This window comes from uncultured Sphingobacterium sp., assembly GCF_964277905.1.
GTDB lineage: Bacteria > Bacteroidota > Bacteroidia > Sphingobacteriales > Sphingobacteriaceae > Sphingobacterium > Sphingobacterium siyangense.
In genome coordinates this window covers 359,440-382,055 of record NZ_CAXYKD010000024.1, presented here as the reverse complement: position 1 = coordinate 382,055, position 22,616 = coordinate 359,440, and the positions used below count along the sequence as shown (strand labels likewise).

General features: G+C 37.9%; 24 protein-coding genes. 6 read left to right on the top strand and 18 right to left on the bottom strand.

The features are described 5' to 3' along the window. The first annotated feature begins 1 nt into the window (after position 1). Both ACHWSC_RS11580 and ACHWSC_RS11575 read left to right on the top strand, forming a co-directional pair. On the top strand, positions 2–211 hold the full coding sequence (locus tag ACHWSC_RS11580) for a hypothetical protein (RefSeq protein WP_075990403.1): 210 nt from the start codon (positions 2–4) through the stop codon (positions 209–211). A 94-nt stretch (positions 212–305) separates the two neighbouring features. Then, positions 306–2,021 (top strand): sodium:solute symporter, encoded by a 1,716-nt coding sequence (locus ACHWSC_RS11575; protein ID WP_394676863.1) that lies wholly within the window; start codon positions 306–308, stop codon positions 2,019–2,021. Positions 2,022–2,046: 25 nt separating this feature from the next. On the opposite strand, the gene ACHWSC_RS11570 is transcribed toward ACHWSC_RS11575, so the two are convergent. The 8 genes from ACHWSC_RS11570 to ACHWSC_RS11535 form a co-directional block, all read right to left on the bottom strand. Beyond that, entirely contained in the window at positions 2,047–2,901 is an 855-nt protein-coding gene (locus tag ACHWSC_RS11570) for an N-acetylmuramoyl-L-alanine amidase (RefSeq protein ID WP_240199692.1), read from the bottom strand. Positions 2,902–2,912: 11 nt separating this feature from the next. After that, positions 2,913–3,950 (bottom strand): DUF3078 domain-containing protein, encoded by a 1,038-nt coding sequence (locus ACHWSC_RS11565; protein ID WP_394676862.1) that lies wholly within the window; start codon positions 3,948–3,950, stop codon positions 2,913–2,915. A gap of 22 nt (positions 3,951–3,972) precedes the next feature. Further along, the gene (locus tag ACHWSC_RS11560; RefSeq protein ID WP_394676861.1) at positions 3,973–4,725 is read right to left on the bottom strand and encodes a hypothetical protein; all 753 of its coding nucleotides are present in this window, start codon (positions 4,723–4,725) and stop codon (positions 3,973–3,975) included. A gap of 70 nt (positions 4,726–4,795) precedes the next feature. Further along, positions 4,796–5,629: a glucosaminidase domain-containing protein gene (locus tag ACHWSC_RS11555; protein ID WP_070562717.1), complete on the bottom strand. Its 834-nt coding sequence runs from the start codon at positions 5,627–5,629 to the stop codon at positions 4,796–4,798. A gap of 15 nt (positions 5,630–5,644) precedes the next feature. Beyond that, positions 5,645–6,169 carry a glucosaminidase domain-containing protein gene (locus ACHWSC_RS11550; protein WP_046673195.1) on the bottom strand — a complete coding sequence of 175 codons (525 nt, stop codon included), beginning with the start codon at positions 6,167–6,169 and terminating at the stop codon, positions 5,645–5,647. Between the two features lie 22 nt (positions 6,170–6,191). Beyond that, positions 6,192–6,827, bottom strand: coding sequence for an O-methyltransferase (locus ACHWSC_RS11545; RefSeq protein WP_394676870.1), 636 nt, complete (start codon positions 6,825–6,827; stop codon positions 6,192–6,194). Between the two features lie 241 nt (positions 6,828–7,068). After that, positions 7,069–7,698: a GTP cyclohydrolase I FolE gene (gene folE / locus ACHWSC_RS11540; protein WP_046673193.1), complete on the bottom strand. Its 630-nt coding sequence runs from the start codon at positions 7,696–7,698 to the stop codon at positions 7,069–7,071. Positions 7,699–7,726: 28 nt separating this feature from the next. Then, on the bottom strand, positions 7,727–8,140 hold the full coding sequence (locus tag ACHWSC_RS11535) for a 6-carboxytetrahydropterin synthase (protein ID WP_070562714.1): 414 nt from the start codon (positions 8,138–8,140) through the stop codon (positions 7,727–7,729). A gap of 591 nt (positions 8,141–8,731) precedes the next feature. On the opposite strand from ACHWSC_RS11535, the gene mqnB reads away from it, so the two are divergent. From mqnB to ACHWSC_RS11520, 3 genes are all read left to right on the top strand, one after another. After that, on the top strand, positions 8,732–9,373 hold the full coding sequence (mqnB, locus tag ACHWSC_RS11530) for a futalosine hydrolase (protein ID WP_120335618.1): 642 nt from the start codon (positions 8,732–8,734) through the stop codon (positions 9,371–9,373). A 123-nt stretch (positions 9,374–9,496) separates the two neighbouring features. Then, positions 9,497–10,483 carry a pyruvate dehydrogenase complex E1 component subunit beta gene (locus ACHWSC_RS11525; RefSeq protein ID WP_046673190.1) on the top strand — a complete coding sequence of 329 codons (987 nt, stop codon included), beginning with the start codon at positions 9,497–9,499 and terminating at the stop codon, positions 10,481–10,483. A 110-nt stretch (positions 10,484–10,593) separates the two neighbouring features. Beyond that, positions 10,594–11,349: a DUF6263 family protein gene (locus tag ACHWSC_RS11520; RefSeq protein WP_157625820.1), complete on the top strand. Its 756-nt coding sequence runs from the start codon at positions 10,594–10,596 to the stop codon at positions 11,347–11,349. A 59-nt stretch (positions 11,350–11,408) separates the two neighbouring features. Here ACHWSC_RS11520 and gcvH read toward each other — a convergent pair whose 3' ends face one another. After that, positions 11,409–11,789, bottom strand: coding sequence for a glycine cleavage system protein GcvH (gene gcvH / locus ACHWSC_RS11515; protein ID WP_075990412.1), 381 nt, complete (start codon positions 11,787–11,789; stop codon positions 11,409–11,411). 100 nt (positions 11,790–11,889) lie between these two features. Between gcvH and ACHWSC_RS11510 the strand changes: the two genes are divergently transcribed. Next, positions 11,890–13,086 carry an anhydro-N-acetylmuramic acid kinase gene (locus tag ACHWSC_RS11510; RefSeq protein WP_394676860.1) on the top strand — a complete coding sequence of 399 codons (1,197 nt, stop codon included), beginning with the start codon at positions 11,890–11,892 and terminating at the stop codon, positions 13,084–13,086. On the opposite strand, the gene ACHWSC_RS11505 is transcribed toward ACHWSC_RS11510, so the two are convergent. The 9 genes from ACHWSC_RS11505 to ACHWSC_RS11465 form a co-directional block, all read right to left on the bottom strand. Further along, positions 13,087–13,758, bottom strand: coding sequence for a DUF2461 domain-containing protein (locus ACHWSC_RS11505; protein WP_120335621.1), 672 nt, complete (start codon positions 13,756–13,758; stop codon positions 13,087–13,089). A 7-nt stretch (positions 13,759–13,765) separates the two neighbouring features. Next, on the bottom strand, positions 13,766–14,566 hold the full coding sequence (locus ACHWSC_RS11500; RefSeq protein WP_120335622.1) for a phosphatidate cytidylyltransferase: 801 nt from the start codon (positions 14,564–14,566) through the stop codon (positions 13,766–13,768). Beyond that, positions 14,563–14,778 (bottom strand): DUF2007 domain-containing protein, encoded by a 216-nt coding sequence (locus tag ACHWSC_RS11495; protein WP_083663420.1) that lies wholly within the window; start codon positions 14,776–14,778, stop codon positions 14,563–14,565. The genes ACHWSC_RS11500 and ACHWSC_RS11495 overlap by 4 nt, the downstream gene beginning before the upstream one ends. After that, complete coding sequence (locus ACHWSC_RS11490; RefSeq protein ID WP_120335623.1) at positions 14,753–15,676, bottom strand: CPBP family intramembrane glutamic endopeptidase; 924 nt, start codon at positions 15,674–15,676, stop codon at positions 14,753–14,755. Before ACHWSC_RS11490 ends, ACHWSC_RS11495 begins: the two co-directional genes overlap by 26 nt. Before the next feature lie 241 nt (positions 15,677–15,917). After that, positions 15,918–19,235 (bottom strand): PDZ domain-containing protein, encoded by a 3,318-nt coding sequence (locus ACHWSC_RS11485; protein WP_394676859.1) that lies wholly within the window; start codon positions 19,233–19,235, stop codon positions 15,918–15,920. A gap of 143 nt (positions 19,236–19,378) precedes the next feature. After that, complete coding sequence (locus ACHWSC_RS11480; protein WP_046673181.1) at positions 19,379–20,131, bottom strand: zinc ribbon domain-containing protein; 753 nt, start codon at positions 20,129–20,131, stop codon at positions 19,379–19,381. Continuing rightward, positions 20,131–21,231 carry a Nif3-like dinuclear metal center hexameric protein gene (locus ACHWSC_RS11475; protein WP_394676858.1) on the bottom strand — a complete coding sequence of 367 codons (1,101 nt, stop codon included), beginning with the start codon at positions 21,229–21,231 and terminating at the stop codon, positions 20,131–20,133. Before ACHWSC_RS11475 ends, ACHWSC_RS11480 begins: the two co-directional genes overlap by 1 nt. Then, positions 21,221–21,706 carry a hypothetical protein gene (locus ACHWSC_RS11470; RefSeq protein ID WP_205400232.1) on the bottom strand — a complete coding sequence of 162 codons (486 nt, stop codon included), beginning with the start codon at positions 21,704–21,706 and terminating at the stop codon, positions 21,221–21,223. The genes ACHWSC_RS11475 and ACHWSC_RS11470 overlap by 11 nt, the downstream gene beginning before the upstream one ends. A 22-nt stretch (positions 21,707–21,728) precedes the next feature. Continuing rightward, complete coding sequence (locus ACHWSC_RS11465; protein WP_394676857.1) at positions 21,729–22,484, bottom strand: alpha/beta fold hydrolase; 756 nt, start codon at positions 22,482–22,484, stop codon at positions 21,729–21,731. Between the last annotated feature and the right edge of the window lie 132 nt (positions 22,485–22,616).

Here is a 22,616-nt window from a genome sequence, read left to right as displayed (position 1 = left end):
AATGGAAAATCAGATTGACAACAGCTGCACGACAATTGATGCTGGCAAAGCAAAAGGAATCATTCTTTTAGTTGCTGTAGTATTTGGTGCATTAATTGGATTCACTGCAAACGAGACATTTTTAAGCATCTTTGGAGGTGCCGCTGTCGGATTGATTATCGCTGCTATTTTTAATAGCGTTATCTATCCTCAAAAGCCTTCAGATAGATAAGAAAGATGAATAGCTGGAAGCGTTTCTACTGGTTGGTCGTTATCTGGCTATTCGTATTCATCCTTTTTCTGTACATTTTCACGAACCACTATTCATGAGTACAGCAGATTGGATCGTTTTATTTCTGACACTCTTGTTTATTGTCGTATATGGCGTTTATAAGAGTAGGGGTATAAAAAATATTGACGGATATCTTCTAGGTAATCGTTCGTTACCTTGGTATCACGTCGGATTATCGGTAATGGCGACGCAAGCGAGCGCCATTACTTTCTTATCTGCCCCCGGCTTAGCTTATTCCTCAGGAATGAGTTTTGTCCAATTCTACTTTGGTCTTCCGTTGGCCATGATTGTGCTCTGCATTACATTTGTCCCTATTTTTCATAAGCTAAAAGTATTTACAGCCTACGAATTTTTAGAAAAACGTTTTGACGTCAAAACCAGAGGGCTCACTGCCATTCTTTTTTTGATACAGCGAGGGATATCAACGGGTATAACCATCTTTGCACCGGCTTTAATTATATCGACCATCCTTCATATTGATCTTACATGGACCACATTGGCCATAGGAAGTTTTGTTGTTATCTATACGACCTATGGAGGAACCAAAGCCGTATCTCACACACAGTTGCTTCAAATGAGCATTATCTTTGGATCATTACTCGTAGCAGGTATATTAGTTATCCATCTGTTGCCAGAGTCTATTGGACTATCAAAAGCACTTCATATTGCAGGAAAATCAGGAAAAACCAATGCATTGGATTTTACTTTTGACCTCAATAATAACTATACACTTTGGACAGGACTAATCGGTGGTTTTTTCCTACAGCTTTCCTACTTCGGGACCGACCAAAGTCAAGTAGGTCGTTATTTGACAGGGGCTTCGATCAAAGAAAGTCGCATGGGATTAATTATGAATGGTCTATTGAAAATCCCTATGCAATTTGCGATCCTGTTGATTGGAGTTCTGGTATTTGCCTATTATCAATTCCATCAGCCGCCCATTTTTTTCAATCAAGTCGAGATCAAGAAGCTCAAAGAAAGCAAATATGCTCCTGACTACCAGCTTCTCGAACAAAAGCATAGCGAGCTATTTAAAACACGTGAATCTGTTGTTCAGCAGCTTAATACAGCATTGGATCACGACGATGAAAAAAGAATTGCTGATTATCGATCCTCACTCGCTCAACTTAATGCAAAAATGCAGGTCGTAAAAGAAGGGACTTTGGACTTAATCAAAAAAAACAACCCAACAGCGGAAACGAATGACAATAATTATGTCTTTCTTTCTTTTGTGACAAGCGTCTTTCCAAAGGGCCTAATTGGGCTACTCATAGCGGTCATTTTTCTCGCATCCATGGGGTCTACGGCAAGTGCTATTAACTCATTGGCCTCAACAACGACCATTGATATCTACAAAAGATTTATTAATCCTAACTCATCTGAAAAACAAGACCTTTTGTGGTCGCGTTTATTTACGTTGATCTGGGGTACATTTACTGTTATTGTTGCTTTGTATGCAAACAGATTGGGTAATCTCCTCGAAGCGGTCAATATCTTGGGCTCACTATTCTATGGTACTATCCTAGGGATTTTTATCGTCGCCTTCTACATGAAGAAAATCCAAGGCAAAGCTGTTTTTCTTGCAGCCATTCTTTCCGAAATTATAGTGATCACAGTATGGACGATGAATAAGATTCCTTTTCTCTGGCTAAATCTTATTGGCTGCCTAGCTGTCATGTTAATCGCCTATATCGTACAACTGGGGACGAAAGCACCTCGCCCTATAGAGGTCAAAAAGGATCTTGAATAAAATAAAAAAGCCTGATTGCTCAGGCTCAGTATTTTTTATAGATATTGTACAATACACTCTTATCGTATATGGTCAATTCGGGGGTTGTATCCCGAACGACAAATTTTCGTTTAAAGGCAACGATAGCGGCTTTTAGATTGGAGGTATCATAACCAATAATTTTAAGCGCGTCTATCGCATTAAAGTTATCAGGAGGGGCCACAAGCTGTCCTTCATCATACCATATTCCAAAACCCCGTTCTGCAAGCTTTTTCCATGGGAAAAAAACGCTTGGATCATTCTTGCGTGATGGAGCGATATCGGCATGGCCAATAAAATTATTTGCTGGAATTAAATAACGCGATTTCAAGGTATCAAGCACAGTCATCAATGAATTAATTTGTGCCTCAGGAAAAGGCTCCCTACCATTATTATCCAATTCTATACCTATAGAACAGGAGTTCATGTCGACAATAGAACCCCATTTTGCCACCCCTGCATGCCAAGACCGAACATAATCGTTCAACATTTGTATAATCTCCCCATTCCGGCCAATGACATAATGTGAACTCACTTTAGTTCTTGGAATCTGAAAGGTTTTGATCGTCTGCCCAATACTATCTTGTGCTGTATGATGAATAATGACATAGTTAGGTTTACGAACATCATAATGTATGGCTTCCTCTTGGCGCCAATAAGGATGGTTTCCAGACTTCTGTAAAAAAACAACCTTTCTTTCCTCCGGTGTCAATAAATTGGTATCTGGCTTAGCTTCGACCTTTTCTTCCACAACCAATGCAGAAGCAAATGACGCAACTAGCGGTTTTGCAACCACCGGCTGTATCTTCGACTTGCAGCTTGCCAAAGACAGCAATGAACAAAGCAATATCCCTATTGACACAGGCCTAAACATTATTTTGGTAAACTATAGACTATACCCATCGCCAACGACTGGCTCAACTGCACTCTTGAAATGACATCCGGATCGTAGATCATGATACCATTTAAGTTCACATTGATAACTCTCGTGACTTTTGCCGTTACAGTTACATCCAAACGGTGTGTAGGGTTGGAAAGTTTCTCGTAGTCAGCAAAAAGGTTATAACGAGCCTTTACATTCAGTTTATCTGTGAAGTTTTTGTCCACGTTACCCGTTAGCTGAAATGCCAGTGCATTTGCAAAAGAGCGGTCTTCCTTTACACCAAATCGTTCACCAGTACCCGCACTTGGATTGTTAGGATCTCTATAATAGCCATATTTCTCAAAGAAACCTTCTCCAGAACGAGGCTTAACACGCTCATCCAAGATAAAAGTTTGACGTGCAGTACCCGTACCAAAACGCAAGGAAAATTCGTTACTAGGCTTATACTCAAGACCGAAAGATTCTGTCAGATAAGCTGGTGCCATAAAAGCATTCTCAATATAGTCTATTGTATCTCTGCCGTTAACCGTTTTATACTTATAACCCGCATCAAATTGCGACTCAAATGTCACCGACGTAAACAATGCCCAATTGGCAGACAATTTATAAGAGAGCTTATTATCCCAAAATATACGGTCATTATTCTTCTTCGCAATATTATTGGTATTCTTTATCTTGCCATAACGTAAATCAACTTCGGTCACAAAATTGAAATTGTCCTTCGTATAATCCGATTTATGATTCGCATTCAATCCTACAGCAATAGAACCAACACCACCACCTTTCCAATTATCATTAAATGACGCCTGGTTTAAATTGATCCCGAATTTTGTCCAATGTTTCCAATAGTCTACCTCTAAGTTTAGTTTTGGAACTATAGGACGAATCGTTTTAATATTTAATGGTTGCTCTTTCTGTACAGAAATTACGGTATCTGGTTTTGCTCGAAGATCTTTCAGATCCTGTGCTTTTAAGCTGGTAATAGAAAGGCAAAGCAGAGCCATGCCGACAAAATTGAATAACTTCATTCTGAAAACGTCTATTTTTTGTTTACGGTACTAATTTATAATTAATTGTTGGAAAAGGCTCAATAAAATATTGCGAAGGGTTCAATTGATACCGTGAATAACAATCTTTGATATAATTCACCAATTCATAATCACTCGCTGAGAGAATAAAGAAATAGGAGGGTCTAAATATCCTTCTAAATCGTTCAGCTTCTTCGCTATTTAATCCTGTAATCTTACTGATAAGCTCTTTCGTAAATTTGTAATCGATCACATTTTCCTTATAATCGTTTTCAATGGTTTTAGTTAGTCGACGTGCTCTTTTAGCCTCTTTGCTAAATAAACTGTAAATTGAATTGATGCTTAATCCAGCCCCATTTGGGCCAACAGAAAATACGTCTCCATAACCCGCAAGACGATACGCTTTCTCATAATCCTCTTTTGCTTTTTTCAGAATTTCCTCTGGTGTCTTGCGTGCAAAAACCTGAACTTCATCAATATAAAACGATTCACGTACCAAATGAAACAGCAACAATCCGCGGTTATCCACCTGAAGAGTATCTGAAAAATAGCCTTTACATATCGCAACAATATGATCTCCTAGTTGTGCATTAAAGACAAATTCTCCTTTAATAGTATTATAATTGACCTCGCCGGTACGTAAGTTGGCCAGCCTTACATTTCCAATACGTTGTTTGGTATTTTTATCAAAAACGATACCCTCGACTTTTTTATCTTGGCAAAAAAGTGGAGAACTAAAGCCCACAAGGGCAATAAGTAGAAAAATATATCGCAATAGTATCACTTTCGTAAAACTACTATATCGCTGTACAAAAGCGAAATATTTAACATCTTTTAAAGCGTAACTATTTAGATATAACCAATAGCTGCCCTAAAGATAGCGCATCATCGGTAAGACCGTTTAGGGATTTGATCTGATCAACGGATACATTGTACAGCTTACTGAGCGAATATAACGTATCCTGAGCTTTAACCTCATGAATACGCATAGCTACCGGGCTCTTGATTTCTTCTGTCTTTACGACGGTAGGAGGGGTTTCTTGTACATTCTGTACGATCTCGACCTGAACAGTCTCCTCCCGTACAACTTTTTCACGTGGCGATTCACCGCGATCGTATTGATCAAGATGATATCTTTCGATCATTTCGATCAGCAATTCAGGATAACGCGGATTGGTGGCGTATCCAGCCGCTTTCAAGCCTTTGGCCCAGCCTTTATAGTCGTTCTTATCCAACTTAAAGAGTGCCGCATATCGCGGTCGTAGCAGAAACTCTGAGTGATCCCGAAAAGATTGTTCGGGATTTTCATAAACACGAAAGCAGTCATTGATATTATCATCGGGACGAGTCACGGATTTTCCTTTCCAAACTCCGCCACATTTAATACCGAAATGATTATTAGCCTCACGCGCAAGATAACTGTTACCATTACCGGATTCCAGTAAAGCCTGAGCAAGTTTAATGCTCGCAGGAATACCATATTTATTCATTTCTGCAACGGCCACATCTTTGTAATGAGCAATATAGTCGTTGCCAGCCATGGTCGGTCGTCCCACAGAAGAGGATGAAGAAGTTTTTGAATTTGAGCCAGATTTAGTGGAGGATATTGTGCCTCTCCGGCTTGAACATGATGTAATCAACATCATGAATACAAACATGCCATAAAAAAACTTCTTCATGCAATAATGTCGCGCTTATTTTTTTGTTGACGAGAATCTATTTTGCTTAGCATCATTATCAAACATATCCAAATGATATTGTCTAATAGTAGCGAGTACTTTTGCTGTCCAACCTTTACTCGTAGAGTAACCCGAACGAGCAATCGCTTTTACCCAAGCTTCGTATTTTTCACCAGGATGTTTTTCAAAAAGACTCTGAGTAGTCTTTTTTCTTTTTACTATTCCTACAAAATCATCATACGAGTCCATTACAGACCGATAACCTTTGTAAGCTGACCGAATAACGGTACTGTTGTTCTTTCCTTTGACACCAAAATGGTTATTCAAATTTTTTGCTACCCTGCTACCACCATTTCCGCTTTCATGCATAGCGATGGCTAAGATAACCGATGCTGGAACACCGTGTTCCTCCATCATTTCTTTTGCTATTGGACTGTACTTATCGACATATGCCGCATTACTTTGAGCTGAAACTTTTGTTAATCCAAAAGTTCCCAAAGCTAGTAACAGTACAAAGCTTTTTAATTGTTTTAAATTCATGAAGAATGTTTTAGTTCACAAATTACCTTTTGCGTAATACAAAAAGTCCGTCTCGAATTGGTAATATCACCTTTTCTACGCGCTTGTCCTGAGCTAAACGTGCATTCAAATCAATGATCTGCTTTGTTTGGTTGTCTGGTTTTGAATCTAACACCTTACCTTTCCATAAGACATTGTCAATCAAAATAAGTCCCCCAGACGGAACTTGATTTATTATCGTTTCGAAATAATATAAATTTCTCTTTTTGTCCGCGTCGATAAATACCAGATCAAATGTTTCATCTAATGTAGGTAGTATTACCGCTGCATCTCCAATATGATAGTTGATTTTATCAGCAAATGCCGATTCGTCAAAATAACCTTGGACGCGTTCTTGTTGCTCTGCATTGATATCGATAGTATGTAATATCCCATCTTCCTGCAGCCCTTCTGCGAGACACAACGTTGCGTATCCCGTAAACGTTCCTATCTCCAAGATACGTTTCGGAGCAACCAATTTACTCAATAAAGAAAGAACTCTTCCCTGGTAGTGTCCAGATAACATATGGGGCATTGTTTCCTTCAAATATGTCTCCCGATTTACCCTTTTCAGTAACGAATTTTCCTCGTCTGTAGTATGTTCCAAATAGGACTCTAAATCGTCGGCAACAATTTCCATAACCACAAAGGTACCAAAAAACATTTTTATGATAAAAACTTTTTTTTACAAAAAGCTGAATACCAGCGAAATACAATTATCCTTTTGTAAAGAGCATTTTTCGGAAATCGCGTCAGATGCATAAAAAAGCCATATTGCCATTTTTAGATTTTCTATTTTGTTTCCAAATTTCATCAAAAAAAAGTCCCCCTAAAAGATGATCTTTTAGGGGGACTTTTTTTATTATTAAACAACAAATATACTAAGCAAGATCAGCAGTGATCAAGCGTAAAAATTCGGATCTTGTCACATCATTTTGGAATGCTCCAGTAAATGCAGAGGTAGTCGTTACGGAATTCTGTTTCTGAACTCCACGCATCGCCATACACATGTGCTTGCATTCCATAACCACAGCTACTCCACGAGCGCCTAAAGTTTCTTGAATACAATCTCTGATCTCATTGGTGAGACGTTCCTGAACCTGCAGACGACGCGCAAAAATATCAACGACACGTGGTATCTTGCTTAAACCTACAATATGGCCATTTGGAATATATGCAATATGGGCTTTACCAAAGAAAGGCAACATATGGTGCTCACAAAGAGAATATACTTCAATATCCTTAACGACGACCATTTGACTATAGTCTTCCTCAAACATAGCACCACGTAATACCTCCGCAGCATCGATATCATAGCCATGTGTCAGAAATTGCAGTGCCTTTGCAACACGTTCTGGTGTTTTCACTAAACCTTCGCGTTTTGGATCTTCCCCCAGACATTCCAATATATCTGTATAATGAGCAGCGATGCGATCTACCTTTTCAGTATTGTATTTGTCGATCTTAATATATCCATCCAACTCTTCGTTGTCAAATGAGTGTTGACTCATAGTTTCTACTATTTAAATGTATTAAAGATTAATCGCCAAAATATTCGACGTAATTATTTTCTGTTTCATGCAAACGGACACTATGCAAGATCACACCCTGTTCGTCAAACAGCGGTTTTAAGATCTTAAATATTTCGATTGCGATATTTTCCGTAGAAGCCATGACTCCTTTCATAAAATCAACATCTAAATTGAAATTACGGTGATCGACTTTGTCTATGATACTACGATTGATTATTTCTTTCATGATCTTTAAATCGATCAAAAAACCAGTCTCCGGGTTGACTTTTCCTTTAACTGTTACATAAAGATCATAATTATGTCCATGCCAATTTGGATTGGAGCAAAGACCAAATACCTGTTCATTCTGCTCCTTACTCCAGTCTTCACGATAGAGCTTGTGCGCAGCACAGAAACGTTCACGACGAGTTATAAATACCATAATGATACAAAGATAAGGCTTTAAGTGCAATTAAAACATCTCAATTTAAGGAATGCCGTCAGAATATAGTAATATAATGAAGTGCTTTCTAGCTTATTGAACAAACAGGCAAAAATCTAAGCACTTTATCCTTACTCATAACCCGCTTTCAAGAATAATTTGATATAAAATTTTGTCGCGGAGTGTAAACACTCCCTGTTTAAAAAGAACGACAACGAATGCTGATTTTTAAGGCCTATTTTCTTCTACCTTTAGTTAGGGTTTAGTTAGGGTTTAGTTAGGGTTAGTTTAGGTTTTATATAGCCTCTACCTAAAGTAACCCTAACTAAAATCTAAACTAAGGATATATAAAATCTAAACTAATTCAAGCGATTATATCGATCGATTAGCATTGTTTCCAATAGCATCGGGACAAAAACTAAACAGTTCGTACAGCATTATAAAAGAGGAGATCATAGCAAAAAGCAGTTAGCCCTATTAACATCAAGCTCGGGTTTCTAAGCAGGACTCATTGCAAGCATGATATTTTTATGCTAAAAAGAGATGCGCTTGCAAGATAATTTGTAATTTTCAATCCAAAACGAGCTCGTCATGCAAATATTAATTATTGCGGCTACTTCATTTGAATTGCAGCCTTTTCTGGAAGTGGTATCAAATTACGATCAATGCGATACCCTAGTAACTGGTGTAGGCATGGTCGCCACAGGCTTTGAGCTGGGAAGAATGCTACACGAAAAAAAATATGATCTCCTTATTAATGTCGGGATAGGAGGATGTTTGGATCGTACTATTGAAATAGGCTCGGTTATTCAGGTCGTTTCAGAGTCATTTGTTGAACTAGGTGCGGAAGACGGTCATAATTTTATTCCAATAGATCAATTGGGCTATGGAAGGTCTACATTTACCTCGTCTTTACTGAATGACAAGGAGCTTAGGCTTCCTTTTCTAAAACAGGGGGAAGGAATTACCGTAAACAAAGTCCATGGTAGCACAGAAAGTATCGAAAAAATTAAAAAACTGCATCCCAATAGCCTTGTTGAAAGTATGGAAGGGGCTGCGGTTTTCTATGCCGCCGATAAGATGACAATTCCCGTGATTGAGATTCGCGGTATTTCAAATTACGTGGAAAGAAGGAACCGTGCCACGTGGAACATTCCGTTAGCGATAATGAATAGTAATAAGGCACTTATAAAAACATTAGAATATCTGAACAACTTATATTCAAAAATTTAATACAAAAGTCATTTACTTATTAAAAAATGACATAAAACTATAGAATTAGCGGGTTCAAATCTTCAAAATATCAATTTTAAATAGTAGATTTGTAATCTAAAAATTGACACTATTTTACAACTGATGAGAGAAATACAATTCAGAGAAGCACTTCGTGAAGCAATGAACGAAGAAATGCGTAAAGACGACAAAATATTTTTATTAGGAGAAGAAGTTGCTGAGTATAACGGAGCTTACAAAGTAAGTCAGGGTATGCTTGATGAATTCGGTGCAAAGCGTATCATTGATACACCTATTGCGGAACTTGGTTTTGCTGGTATTGCTGTTGGTGCTGCAATGAATGGTTTGAAGCCAATTGTTGAATTCATGACATTCAACTTCTCACTTGTTGCAATTGACCAAGTAATCAATGCGGCAGCTAAAATTCACTCTATGAGTGGTGGACAGTTCTCTATTCCGATGGTCTTCCGCGGTCCTACAGGAAATGCGGGTCAGCTTGCAGCACAACACTCTCAAAACTTTGAGAACTGGTTTGCAAATACACCAGGTTTAAAAGTTGTGGTTCCTTCGAACCCATATGAAGCTAAAGGTTTATTGAAATCAGCTATTATCGATCCAGATCCTGTTATCTTCATGGAATCTGAGGTAATGTATGGTGATAAAGGACAAGTTCCTGAAGAAGAATATTACTTGGAAATCGGAAAAGCTAATATTATCCAAGAAGGTACAGATGTAACTGTTGTGTCTTTTGGTAAAATGCTTCCTCGCGTTGTCATTCCTGCAGTTGAAGAATTGAAAAAAGAAGGTATCAGCGTTGAATTAATTGACTTGCGTTCGGTACGTCCTATCGATTACCCTACAATCATCGCGTCTGTTAAGAAAACAAACCGTTTAGTAATCGTGGAAGAAGCATGGCCATTGGCGTCTATTTCGACGGATTTAGCATTCAATGTACAACGTAACGCATTTGATTATTTAGATGCCCCTGTTATCCGCGTAAATTGTGCAGATGTACCTCTTCCTTATGCTCCAACATTGATCGAAGCTGCTTTACCTAGCGTTGAGAAAGTTGTTAAAGCTGTGAAAGAAGTATCTTATATCAAGAAGTAATACGAATTACATTCTTAAAAAATTAAAATCCCTTTTACCCTGTAAAAGGGATTTTTTTTTATATTTAAGCTGGCCGATTGTTGCTTATTAAAAAAATTAAAATTCCATATATGAAAAAATTAAGAATTGCCTCTTTAATGGCCGTATTTGTATTTCTAGTGATATCTGCTTCCGCACAAAAGAAATACACACTACGTGTAAATCCCGATTCGGGGAAAAAAATATCGCAAAACCTTGTAATGACAATGGATATTGACGCTGCTGGCCAAAAAATGGTTACAGACCTTAATATGGGCTTTGATATCACCAATACAACGAAAAAAGACAATATCTTCGCGTTTGACCTTAAATATACCGGAATAAACATGAAAATGAATATGGCGGGAATGGACATGTCCTACGACTCGAAAAACCCCGAAGCCAATGAGTTTTCCAAACAGATGCATGCTACCTTAGGCAAATTGCTAGAAAATAGCATTAGCTTTAATGTTGATCAACTTGGCAAATCTTCTGACATCAAGTTACCTGAGGGTATTAACATGCCATTTGATAAAAGTATGTTCGAAAATATAAGTACAGTATTACCTGAACAGCCTGTTAAAATCGGTGATTCATGGACATCCAAAACGGAATCGGATGATTCAGGCATTTCGGTGGAGAGCACAATGACTTTAATAGAAGCAAATGAACTTGGCTACAAAGTAAATGTTGAAGGAAAAATGTTCGGCCCGGATGCAAATCAGGTAGGCAACGTACAGGGGTTCTATGTCCTGGATAAAAAAACCTGCCTTACCAAGATAACAGAAATGACAAGTGCAGTGGATATGCCTGAAGCAAAAATAAAGACCACATTAAAAAGTCAATAAACGACTATAATAAAAAAATAGGGGCCAAAAGGCCCCTATTTTTTTGTTATATATCAAATTTATGCGTTGATCTCTTCTTTGTATTGATCAGCAGATAACAAAGCATCTACATCAGCAACATTGTTCAATTTAATACGAACAATCCAACCTTCACCATAAGGATCAGAATTGACCAATTCAGGAGATGCATCAATAGCTTCATTAACCGATAAAATCGTAGCTGATACAGGTAAAAATAGATCAGAAACTGTTTTTACAGCTTCAATTGTACCGAAAACTTCATTAGCGGCAACTTCCTCACCTACAGTGTTTATGTCAACAAAAACGATGTCACCCAATTCACGTTGAGCGAAATCGGTAATCCCTACAACTGCTTCATCACCTTCAACACGAATCCATTCGTGATCTTTGGTGTATTTCAATTCTGCTGGAAAATTCATTGTATTTAATTTTTTGATTTTTAATGCCGTGAAGTTACAAAATATCTTTAATTGTCAAAAATGATATTCATCATAACATTTTTGTGTTTATTTTTAAGCTATGAATCCTCAAATCGAAAGACTTTACCAAATTTCACAAAAGAAAGATCGTCGTATTATTGGCCTGATGTCCGGAACGTCCCTGGATGGACTTGATATCGCAGTATGCCGCATAGAAAATGCAGGTAAAACAACAAAAATACAGCTAGAGAATTTTGCTACAATGGATTATGAGGATGATTTCAGAGCACGAGTCCGTGAAGTCTTTGCAAAACGAAATATCGACCAACAGTTATTTTCGGGACTCAATGCTTATATTGGAGTCACGCATGCCAAATTAATCAATACAGCACTACAACAATGGAATATACCAAGCAGCGAGATTGATTGTATAGCCAGCCATGGGCAAACCGTATACCATGCTCCCCAATCATTGACCAAAGACCGCAACTGGCCCAATAGTACCTTACAGATCGGCGATGGAGATCATATTGCCGTAAATACCGGCATCATAACCCTGTCTGACTTTAGACAGAAACATGTTGCTGCGGGAGGGGAAGGGGCACCTTTGGCGGCGTATGGCGACTATCTACTTTTCTCGCATGCAACAGAGAATCGATTCTTACTGAATATTGGCGGTATTTCTAATTTCACATTTATCCCAAGCCATCAAACAAAATTGAAAGCCTATGCAACAGATCTCGGTCCAGGCAATACAATGATGAACCAATACATGAAGGCTAATTTTAATCAGGAGATGGATAGAGATGCCTATATGGCCAAAAAGGGACAAGTAAATGATGCGCTATTGAATCAATTATTAACCGAAGAATTTCTAACACTGCCCTTTCCAAAAACCACCGGGCCAGAACTATTTAATCTGGCTTATCTCGAAAAGGTGCAAGAGCGTTCGAAAACAGCTCATATTCCACATGAAAACGTTATGGCAACCCTCAATCGCTTTGCGGCTCTTGCGATGGTCAACGGCATCCGAAAGCAGTCAGAAGGACTATCTGATGTGGCTGTATATATAAGTGGTGGTGGACTGCACAATCCTTTGCTGTTTGATTACATCAAAAGGAGCTTACCTACCTGTAAAGTTGAAAGCTTTGCAACATTAGGTATCAATCCAGACGCAAAAGAGGCCGTCCTCTTTGCTTTGTTAGCAAATGAAACTTTGGTAGGCAACAAATCCAATGTAGCGCAAATTAAAGATTCGCCCGCTGTCTGCATGGGCAAAATCAGCTTACCGCAATAATTAGTCCGTATCGATGGCTTCTTGTAAAAACTCTTTAAAAGGAAGCATACTTTTATAGGAAGCCACGATATTATCTAACGCATTTTTTGCAGATAAATCCTTAATAGTTAATGATCTATCCAACACAAAACTTTTCAATTTGATAAAGTCAATAAAAGGATTATCCTCACTATAACCCGCAGGTGCACGCTTCAGTAAATCTTCTTTGAAAAGTGCAATATTACCGCCTGTCAATACTGTTTTTAAAATTTCATCCAATTTATTGCCACTGTAATCAATTTCTTGTCTTATTGCCTCTAAATGTTGCTTTTCTGGACGCCAATATCCACAGGCAATAAATGAATTTTCTGCTCCAATATGAATATAGTACTCTGGTCCCTGCAACTTTCTTCCATCAACTGAAATTCCTGCCCCAAACCAACTTTTATAAGGTGTTTTATCATTTGAAAAGCGTGTATCACGGTAAATACGAAACAAACACTTACTTGCCTGTATGGAAGTATTGATTTTAGGGTCAAACTCGCTCAAAGCGGCAATTAAATCTGTCAAAAAACTTCTCACATCAGCCAATGCAGCTTCATATTGAGCTCTGTTATCGGCAAACCATTCCCGAGAATTATTGGCTTTCAATTCCGTTAAAAAATCAAATGTAGATTTTTGAATGTGACTCATAATACAATCAATTGATTAAAATTAAGAAAACATAGACCATAGGTGCCGCTAATAGCAGCCCATCAAATCTATCTAAAAAACCACCATGTCCGGGCAATATATTTCCGGAATCTTTTACGTGCAAGCTGCGCTTTAACATCGACTCAACTAAGTCTCCCAATGTTCCAACAATACTGATAATAGCCGCTATACTTACCCATTGCCAGAGTGGTAGATAACCAAAATACTTCTCTAGATTCACTGCAGCAACAATTGCCAAAATCAATCCACCGAAAAAACCTTCCCATGTTTTCTTTGGTGAGATTCGTTCGAATAGTTTACGTTTCCCGAAGCTTCGTCCAGCGAGATATGCCCCTGTATCGTTTGTCCACAATAAGATCAAAAAACCTAAGGGCAGGACATAGTTAAAAGCACCTTGCATAAACCCTAATTTGGAAAATAGGAAAAAAGGTAATGTAACATAAGCTATTCCCAAAAAAGTATAGGCAATATCATTAAAAGGAAAAGCTCTCTTCTGAAACAGTGAAATAATATAAGTCGTACTTATAAACGGAATAATCAGTGCTAAAAATTTTACCGCAAGCAGATCCATCGAAATTAAGGATCCCAAAACAAACAGTACCAAGGCCAGGGCGATACCAATCACTTTATTTGGAGCGCGTTCTTCGGATGAAACTATTCCATAGAATTCATAAAGACACCATGTACTTAGCAAGGTAAAAAAGATGGAATAAACATAAGCTCCCAAAAGAGTAGCCGCGATCATAACAGCCACAAAGATTACTCCGGTTATTGCTCTTGTTTTCATAAACTAAAATCCCCTTCCGATTCCTCAATTAACCTTTCGGCTGCTTCGATAGATCCTTCGCTGACATAAAGTTCAATTTTTCCAAACAGATAAGAAGAATCTTGTTTATTCAACGCGACAGCCGGAATACCATTCTCTTCCAACATTTGTTTGACTATCTCGGCTTGAATAGCATTTGTATATGTTTTAATTTTTTTCCAATCGTTCTCCATTGTTTTCTTTTTGCGTTGATCGATAAAATAAGAATACAAAAATAAGAGTAAAAATGAAGGCTACAAGATATATCCACCAAGATTGTAACTCAAATGCATTGAGTTCATCATAACTCTTTCCCTGTCTTACGTAATAAAATGCTCCAATTGTGGCTCCGGCATTATTGACAAAGTGCCCAAAGATGGGCAATATGATGTTCTTGCTCCATACATAAAGATAGCCAAAAAAAGCCCCCAATAACATGCGGGGAACAAAACCAAAAAATTGCAGGTGTATTGCACTGAAGATAATAGCAACGAGCCATATAACCACATGCTGATTGCTCAACCATCTTCCTATTATTTTTTGCAAAATACCACGAAACAACAATTCTTCACCTATGGCCGGAATTAAGGCCAGTACAACAATATTGTACAAAAAGCCGGATATACTCGACTCCATAATTATGCCCTTAATTAAATCACCCGATTCCTTTTCGCTACGCTCCATCCAACGCTGCAACGATTGCATACTATCGGGCAATTGTAAGGATTCATTCCAGTGACCGATCAGACTCATCAAAGGCATAAAAGAAAGCATTGCCAAAAATATATAGCCAAATTGCATTCCGTTAGGCCATTTTTTCAGTTTAAAATAAGTAATGCCATATCCTTCGCGTGTATTCATCAGATAAGCTGGCACAACAAAAGATCCCAAGCTGCTCATTAACAACATAAAGCGCATCTCATTGGCCGATCCATTCATTAAGGATTCCAATGAGAAGACCTGCCTAGTATATGTATAATAACTTGCAATAATCAGAATAGCAATAATCTGCGAAAGAATGGTAAAACCGATAACCATTAAGATCAATCGTAACAAAGATTGAAACGGATGGGGTGTTTGTTCAGGAAACATAGCTATTAAATATCAGTTAAAGATAGTAATAAAAGCAAGATTTATTAAAATTGTCGCATTCATTCAAATTCTGCCGTCTAGTTTGTACTAGCCGAATGGCAACGCGCGATATCATCCAAATACAGAAAAACTCCAACAGAGGTATTCGATCATCCCGAATATGAATACATTTGACACAGCATATATGATCAAAAAAAAGGCTTTGGAAAAATCCAAAGCCTTTTTTTTGATGTAGATTATCCTAATTTACTCGAATTGGATCTGCAGGTTTCTGCAGATTTTTATACGGATATGTTTTCATTTCTTCCAACAATATCTTCACCGTTCTTTCAAGCTGTGGATCTCGGCCTTCCAAAAGATCTTTAGGCAATTGTTCGATAAATACATCAGGAGCGACCCCTTCATTTTCGATAATCCAATTTCCTTTTAGGTCATAGACACCAAAGTTTGGTGAAGTAATACGGCCTCCATCCAACAAAGGAGGGTAACCGCTTATGCCAACCAAAATCCCCATTGTTGTACGACCGACCAATTTACCAAGTCCTTTAAAACGGAACATATAAGGCATCATATCCCCACCTGAGCCTGCATTTTCATTAATAATCATGGCTTTTGGTCCATAAATACCATTTCCCGGAGTCGTAAATCCTTTTCCATCACGAATTCCCCAGCCGGCGATTAACTCGCGAGATAAGAGATCAATCACGTAATCGGCAACCCAGCCACCACCGTTGTTCCTTTCGTCCATTAGAAGAGCCTTTTTATCCATCTGAGCGAAGTAATACCGATTGAAATAGGTATACCCTTCAGGACCGGTATTCGGCATGTACACATAAGCTATTTGCCCATTGCTCAATTCATTTACTTTTTTACGGTTCCTTTCGACCCATTCCATGTTACGCAAGTTCATTTCATCACTAAACGAGATCGGTTTAACGATTACTTCTCGTGCGCCTACCAACGAAGGTTTTGAATTGACCTTCAACGTAACTTGTTTACCAACAGTGTTGTCGAATAGACTATAAATATCCTTATCCTCAGTCAATTCAGTACCATTAACAGCAACAATATAGTCTCCTTCTTTTATGTTTAATCCCGGTTCAGCCAATGGGGCTTTGAACGATGGATTCCATTCAAGACGGGTAAACAATTTGGCGATCTGATAATAACCATTCTTTAGCGTATAATCTGCTCCCAACACACCAACTGAAACTGATGGCGTAGAAGGTTGATCTCCTGGATAGATATAATTGTGTCCCACGACCATTTCTCCCATCATTTCGTTCAATAAATAACCAAGATCAGAACGATGGTTTACAAAAGGTAAGAATTTTTCATATTTGGTTTTCATCGCTTTCCAGTCTGCACCATGCATATTTTCTACATAGAAATAGTCTTTTTGCATTGACCAAACTTCATTGAAGACCTGTTTCCATTCGGCTGCGGGATCCACCAATTGCTGAATTCCACCTAACTTGACTTCTCCTGCAGTAGGAGAGGCTACTTTTTGCCCAGCTGTTACAATATTGAATCCATTTCCCGTTTGATATAACATTTTTTTACCATCAGCACTAATAACAAAACTACGTGCATTCTCCACTAAGGTTTTATTTTCAAGATCCTTAAAATCATATGCACCGATTGTTCCACCACGTTGATAAGTCAATTGATTCGGAACCAAACCATTTAAATTCCAGTAAGGACCGGCTGGCAAAGGGAGGGCAACAATTCGATTCTCTATACGATCAAAGTCTACCTGAATAGATTTGTCAACCGGCTTGCTTGCAACTGACTCTTCCTTCTTATCCTTTTTAGGGGCTTTTTTATCATTCTCTTTTACACGTTCTTTTTTATTATTCTCTCCCTCTTCCTTTTTATCAGCTTTATCTTCACGGATTTGCTCATCATCACTATCGTTTTTAAAGAATGATGGTGTTTTGCTCGACAGGATAAAAGCATAGACTGCATAATCTACGTTACGCTGTACAGCGGACATATGTAAACCAGAATTTGTTAAACCTGTATTTGTACTCGCCGTGAAAAATAAATATTTACCATCTTGCGAAAATGCAGTACTGCGGGCAGAGCTCATACCATCCGTAATTTGCTGAGTTTTCTTTGTATCTAAGTTATACATGAACACAGCAGGTGCACCGTTTTCCAGTGTACGTATAAAGGATATCCATTTTGAATCTGGAGACCAACTTGGTTGGAAATGATTGGATACACGCCCGGTCTGACCACTTAATTTGTCATCGGCGACTTTGACAACAGCCTTGGAAGCAATATCAATATAGTACAGATTAAGATGCGCATCATTGTAAAAAAGCTTCTTTGAATCTGGCGACCAAGTCGGTTCAAAATAGAAATTGGTTTCCCCTAAATTAAAGTACAATGGCTGATCTTTTCCGAACTGATCCATCAGTACCAACTGATAGGATCCATTTTTATCTGAGATATATGAAACCCATTTACCATTAGGAGACCAATCTGGAAAACGTTCATGTGAACCTGGTGAATTAGATAAATTTCGAGCTTCTCCTTTTTCCTTTGGTACCGTAAAGATCTCCCCACGTGCTTCAAATAACGCTCGCTGACCTGTAGGAGATAATGTAGCATAACGTATATCGTCCTTAATATCTTTATAATAAGGTCTTTTGTACATGACATCTGTATTCACAGTGATGTGCAAAGGAGTAATTTTATTTCCGTTTAGATTCAGTGTATTCAATACTCCAGCATATTCAAAAATCAAGTCGTTACCATTACCATTCAAGGAACGTACATCATAATCTTTGAAATCTGTTAGTTTTTCAACCTTTTTAGTTTTGGTATCGTAGCTAAAAATATTGACAATTTTATCGCGGTCAGATAGGAAATAAACCTTCGTTCCCAACCATAATGGCTTAACATCATTACTTTTAACATTCGGAATAGTCTCGATTTCTTTTGTTTTGGTGTCAAAGATCCAAATGGTTGGCATACCACCACCCCGGTAACGCTTAAAGGCTACTCGATCTCTTTCAGTAGGGTCAGTATTCTTGATGTAAGCCCAATAACGACCATCGGCAGAAGGGCTTCCTTGAGTAGCCTCAGGCATAATGAGCGCCTTGTCCATTCCCGACATTTGAATATTGGAACTGTATAATCGTGGACTTAAAGCATAGGTGAAATCACGAGATGTAGTATAATATACTTCATCATTATTGAGCCATCCGCGCAATACATCCGACGAGGGATGATAAGTGATACGTTTTGGCTCTCCACCCGTTACAGGGATTACATATACGTCTGTATTTCCGTCATAATTGCCTGTGAATGCTACTTTCTTGCCGTCTGGAGAAAACATTGGATTCTGTTCCACCCCTGGATTTGTTGTAAGGCGTCTCGGATTTGCTCCGTTTTTGTCGGCAATCCAAATGTCTCCACCATAGACAAAAGCGATATTATTGGCGCTGATACTTGGATTTCGAAGCAATAGGGTTTCTTGCGCTTTTGTTTGCAGAAAGGATGTCCCGAGCAAAAAGGCAGCAAATAACTTGAAATGAGTTTTATTCATAAACGTTTAAAGGTTAAATTTACCACACACAAAACTACACTTTTGTAAAGTGGACCTAGTTAGTATATCAACAAAGTTGCATAAAAAATATGATAAAAAAAAAGTCCTGCTTTCCAGCAGGACTTTCCTTTATCTTTTGAAGATTAGAAACCGTACTCTTGTTCGATTTCTAACACAATTCCTTCATCGACCAAAACGCGACCACAGTGTTCACAAATGATGATTTTTTTGCGTTGACGTATTTCTGATTGCATTTGAGCAGGAATCTTATTATGACATCCTGAACAGCTATCACGATCAATCGAAACAACAGCAAGTCCGTTTTTGAACGAGTTACGTAAACGGTAATATACCTTTACCAAACGTTCTTCGATATTAGCTTCAGCCTCAGCAGCTTTAGCCAATAATGCATCTTCTTCCTTTTGAGTTTCAGAAGTAATTGTTTCCAATTCTTTCTTTTTTCCCTCAAGCTCGTTTTTGCTATACTCAAGATTACCTACAGTAGTATCGTAGTTTTCTGTCTTGTTGCGAATTTCGAATTCTGCTTCTTTAATTCTTTTTTCACAAACCTGAATTTCAAGACCTTGAATTTCGATTTCTTTCGAAATAGCGTCGTATTCACGATTATTTTTTACCTCATTTAACTGCGACTCATATTTTTTGATAGCAGCTTGGGCATCCTTAATCATGTTTTTACGCTTAACGATCGAATCTTCTAAATCGTCTAAGTCTATTCTGATCTTCTCAATACGAGTTTCTAAACCCGCAATCTCATCTTCAAGATCTGCAACTTCCATAGGCAATTCACCACGAACTTGGCGAATCTTGTCTATTTTAGTATGTATGGCTTGTAAAAGCCATAATGCTTTCAATTTTTGTTCTACGGTTTGTTCCATCAACTGTAGTATTTTATAGGATTTGTATCTATTTCTGTTGTTAAGGTTGCAAAGTTAGGAAATTTTTTCGTAATAATGTCGTACAATAATTCTTGCGTAAATTGTTCGCTCTCAAAATGTCCCGTATCTGCAATCACTATTTCACCTTCAGCATCAAAAAATTCATGATATTTATAGTCTGCTGTAACAAAAAAATCAGCACCAGAACGTTTGGCTGCACCAAGTAAAAATCCACCCGAGCCACCACAGACTGCTACACGACTAACTTTTTTATCTAATAAGGCTGTATGACGAATGACATTCAACCTCAGTTTGTCCTTAAGATAAGCTAAAAATTCCAATTCAGCCATTGGTTCAGCCAAATTTCCAATCATTCCAGCACCAATTTCGGTAGCCGTATTTTGAATATCAAACAAATCATAAGCTACTTCCTCGTAGGGATGAGCTTCATAGAGTGCTAAAAGTAACTTTCTTTCATTAGATTTCAGGTAGATAACCTCAATCCGTGTTTCCTCTACACGCTCTTGAACATCAATCTCTCCAATGGTAGGACCGGCCCCTTTTAAAGGTCTAAAACTACCATAACCTGCCGTATTAAAACTACATTGATCATAGTGCTTTCCGATTTTACCTGCGCCCGCATCAAACAATGCCTGTCGGACATCTTCAACGTGACTCCTTGGTACAAAAGCGACCATTTTTCGCAATACATCCGTTTTAGATTCCAGTATAGCCTGATTTTCTAATCCCAATTTATCGGCAATTTTCGTGTTCACTCCACCGGTAACATTATCGAGATTTGTATGAATGGCATATAATGCAATTTGATGTTCAATTGCTTTAATAACCGTACGCTCCACATAATTTTTTCCATTAATTTTTTTCAGGCCCTTGAACACAATAGGATGATGCGAAATAATTAAATTACATCCTTTATCAATGGCCTCTTTTACAACAGCTTCAGTGCAGTCCAAAGAAATGAGCACTTTTGTAATCTCTCTATTGGCATCGCCCACAATAAGCCCAGCATTATCATAAGACTCTTGCAAATCTAAAGGAGCCAATTGCTCCAAATAATCAATGACTTCTTTAATTTTCATGGTCTACAATTACCTCCTTTTCTCTAAATTTATTATGTTCTTCTAAAATTCTTCTATTCGCGTTAATTTCAAACCAATAATTAGCCAATGTCACAAAATGCATAATGATCAGTACACCGGAAATGGAAAGCGGGAGTGGAATATTTGTGGCCAAGTAAATCCAAGCATATAGCGATCCTTTCTTAAACGTAGGATTTTCTTCCACAGCTATTTTTCGATCATAAAATTCATTGATCAAAGAATCCCTTAGACGCGACGCAACCTGAAAATTCCAATAAATATTAACCAGCGGAATGGCAACTAACCAGGATTGATTAGGCGTCATTAATCTATTTTCTTTGGCTACCAATTTTAAGGTCTTTCGAATTGTATTTGCAAATAAAAGCCATACAATAATACGTATAGCCACAATACCCATAGCGGTATAAATTACTTCAGGCTTACTTAACTCTTTTATTAATTCCTCTTGCGTCATTGAACTATTTATTGCTTATTTATTATTCCTGTTCCAACAAATCTACTAATTCTTTCAACTTTTTTATTTGTGGATTATGATCTCCAACAAATTCAATTATTTTAAAACCCATGGTTTTAGCCTTCTTATAAAACGGGTAAAAATCATCCTCCTCAATTGCTGTACCATCCATATAAGTCAAAATGTATGTACTTGGAATCTTAAGTCGTTTCGGATTTTTTAAATTAATCTTATCTGTCATTGTTTTTAGCGGGTGGGGGACATCTCTAGGAAGCTTCTTAACGTCCTTCACCCAGAAAGGAAAAATATAACCATCCTTTTCTAATCTTAGCAGTCCATTTGCTGCAGTAGATTTCCCCATTAAGTTTATTACAGATTGTTGATCCTCCGGAAGTATAGCATCCAAGTAAACCAATTTACGTATTCTATCCGGAAGACTGTCGGCCACAGCCGTAATTACCATACCACCATAACTATGTCCCACCAGTATAATATCATGAAGATCCTCAAACAGAATCGTATTTACAACATCATTAACGTGAGTTTGCAATCGAATAGAGGTATCTGCTAAATGATAACGCTCGCCCAAGCCTGTTAGTGTAGGGCGGTAAACCTCATTTCCTTTCTTCGCTAACTCAACTGCAGTATTTTTAAACTGCCAAGCACCACCCCAAGCTCCATGGACGATTACATACGTAGAAGACTGCGCAGAAACATCTTTACCGAATCCAACTAATGAAAAGAAAAATATAATAAACAGTAATTTACAGTAATTCATTGTGTTATATATTAAAACATCCTCTACACTTCACAAAATCTGTTCAGAAACTGTATTGATAAGCCAGTTTACATTTTTATTAAAAAACTAGATGTGACCACTCACTTACTTTAATAAAACATGATTCAATCG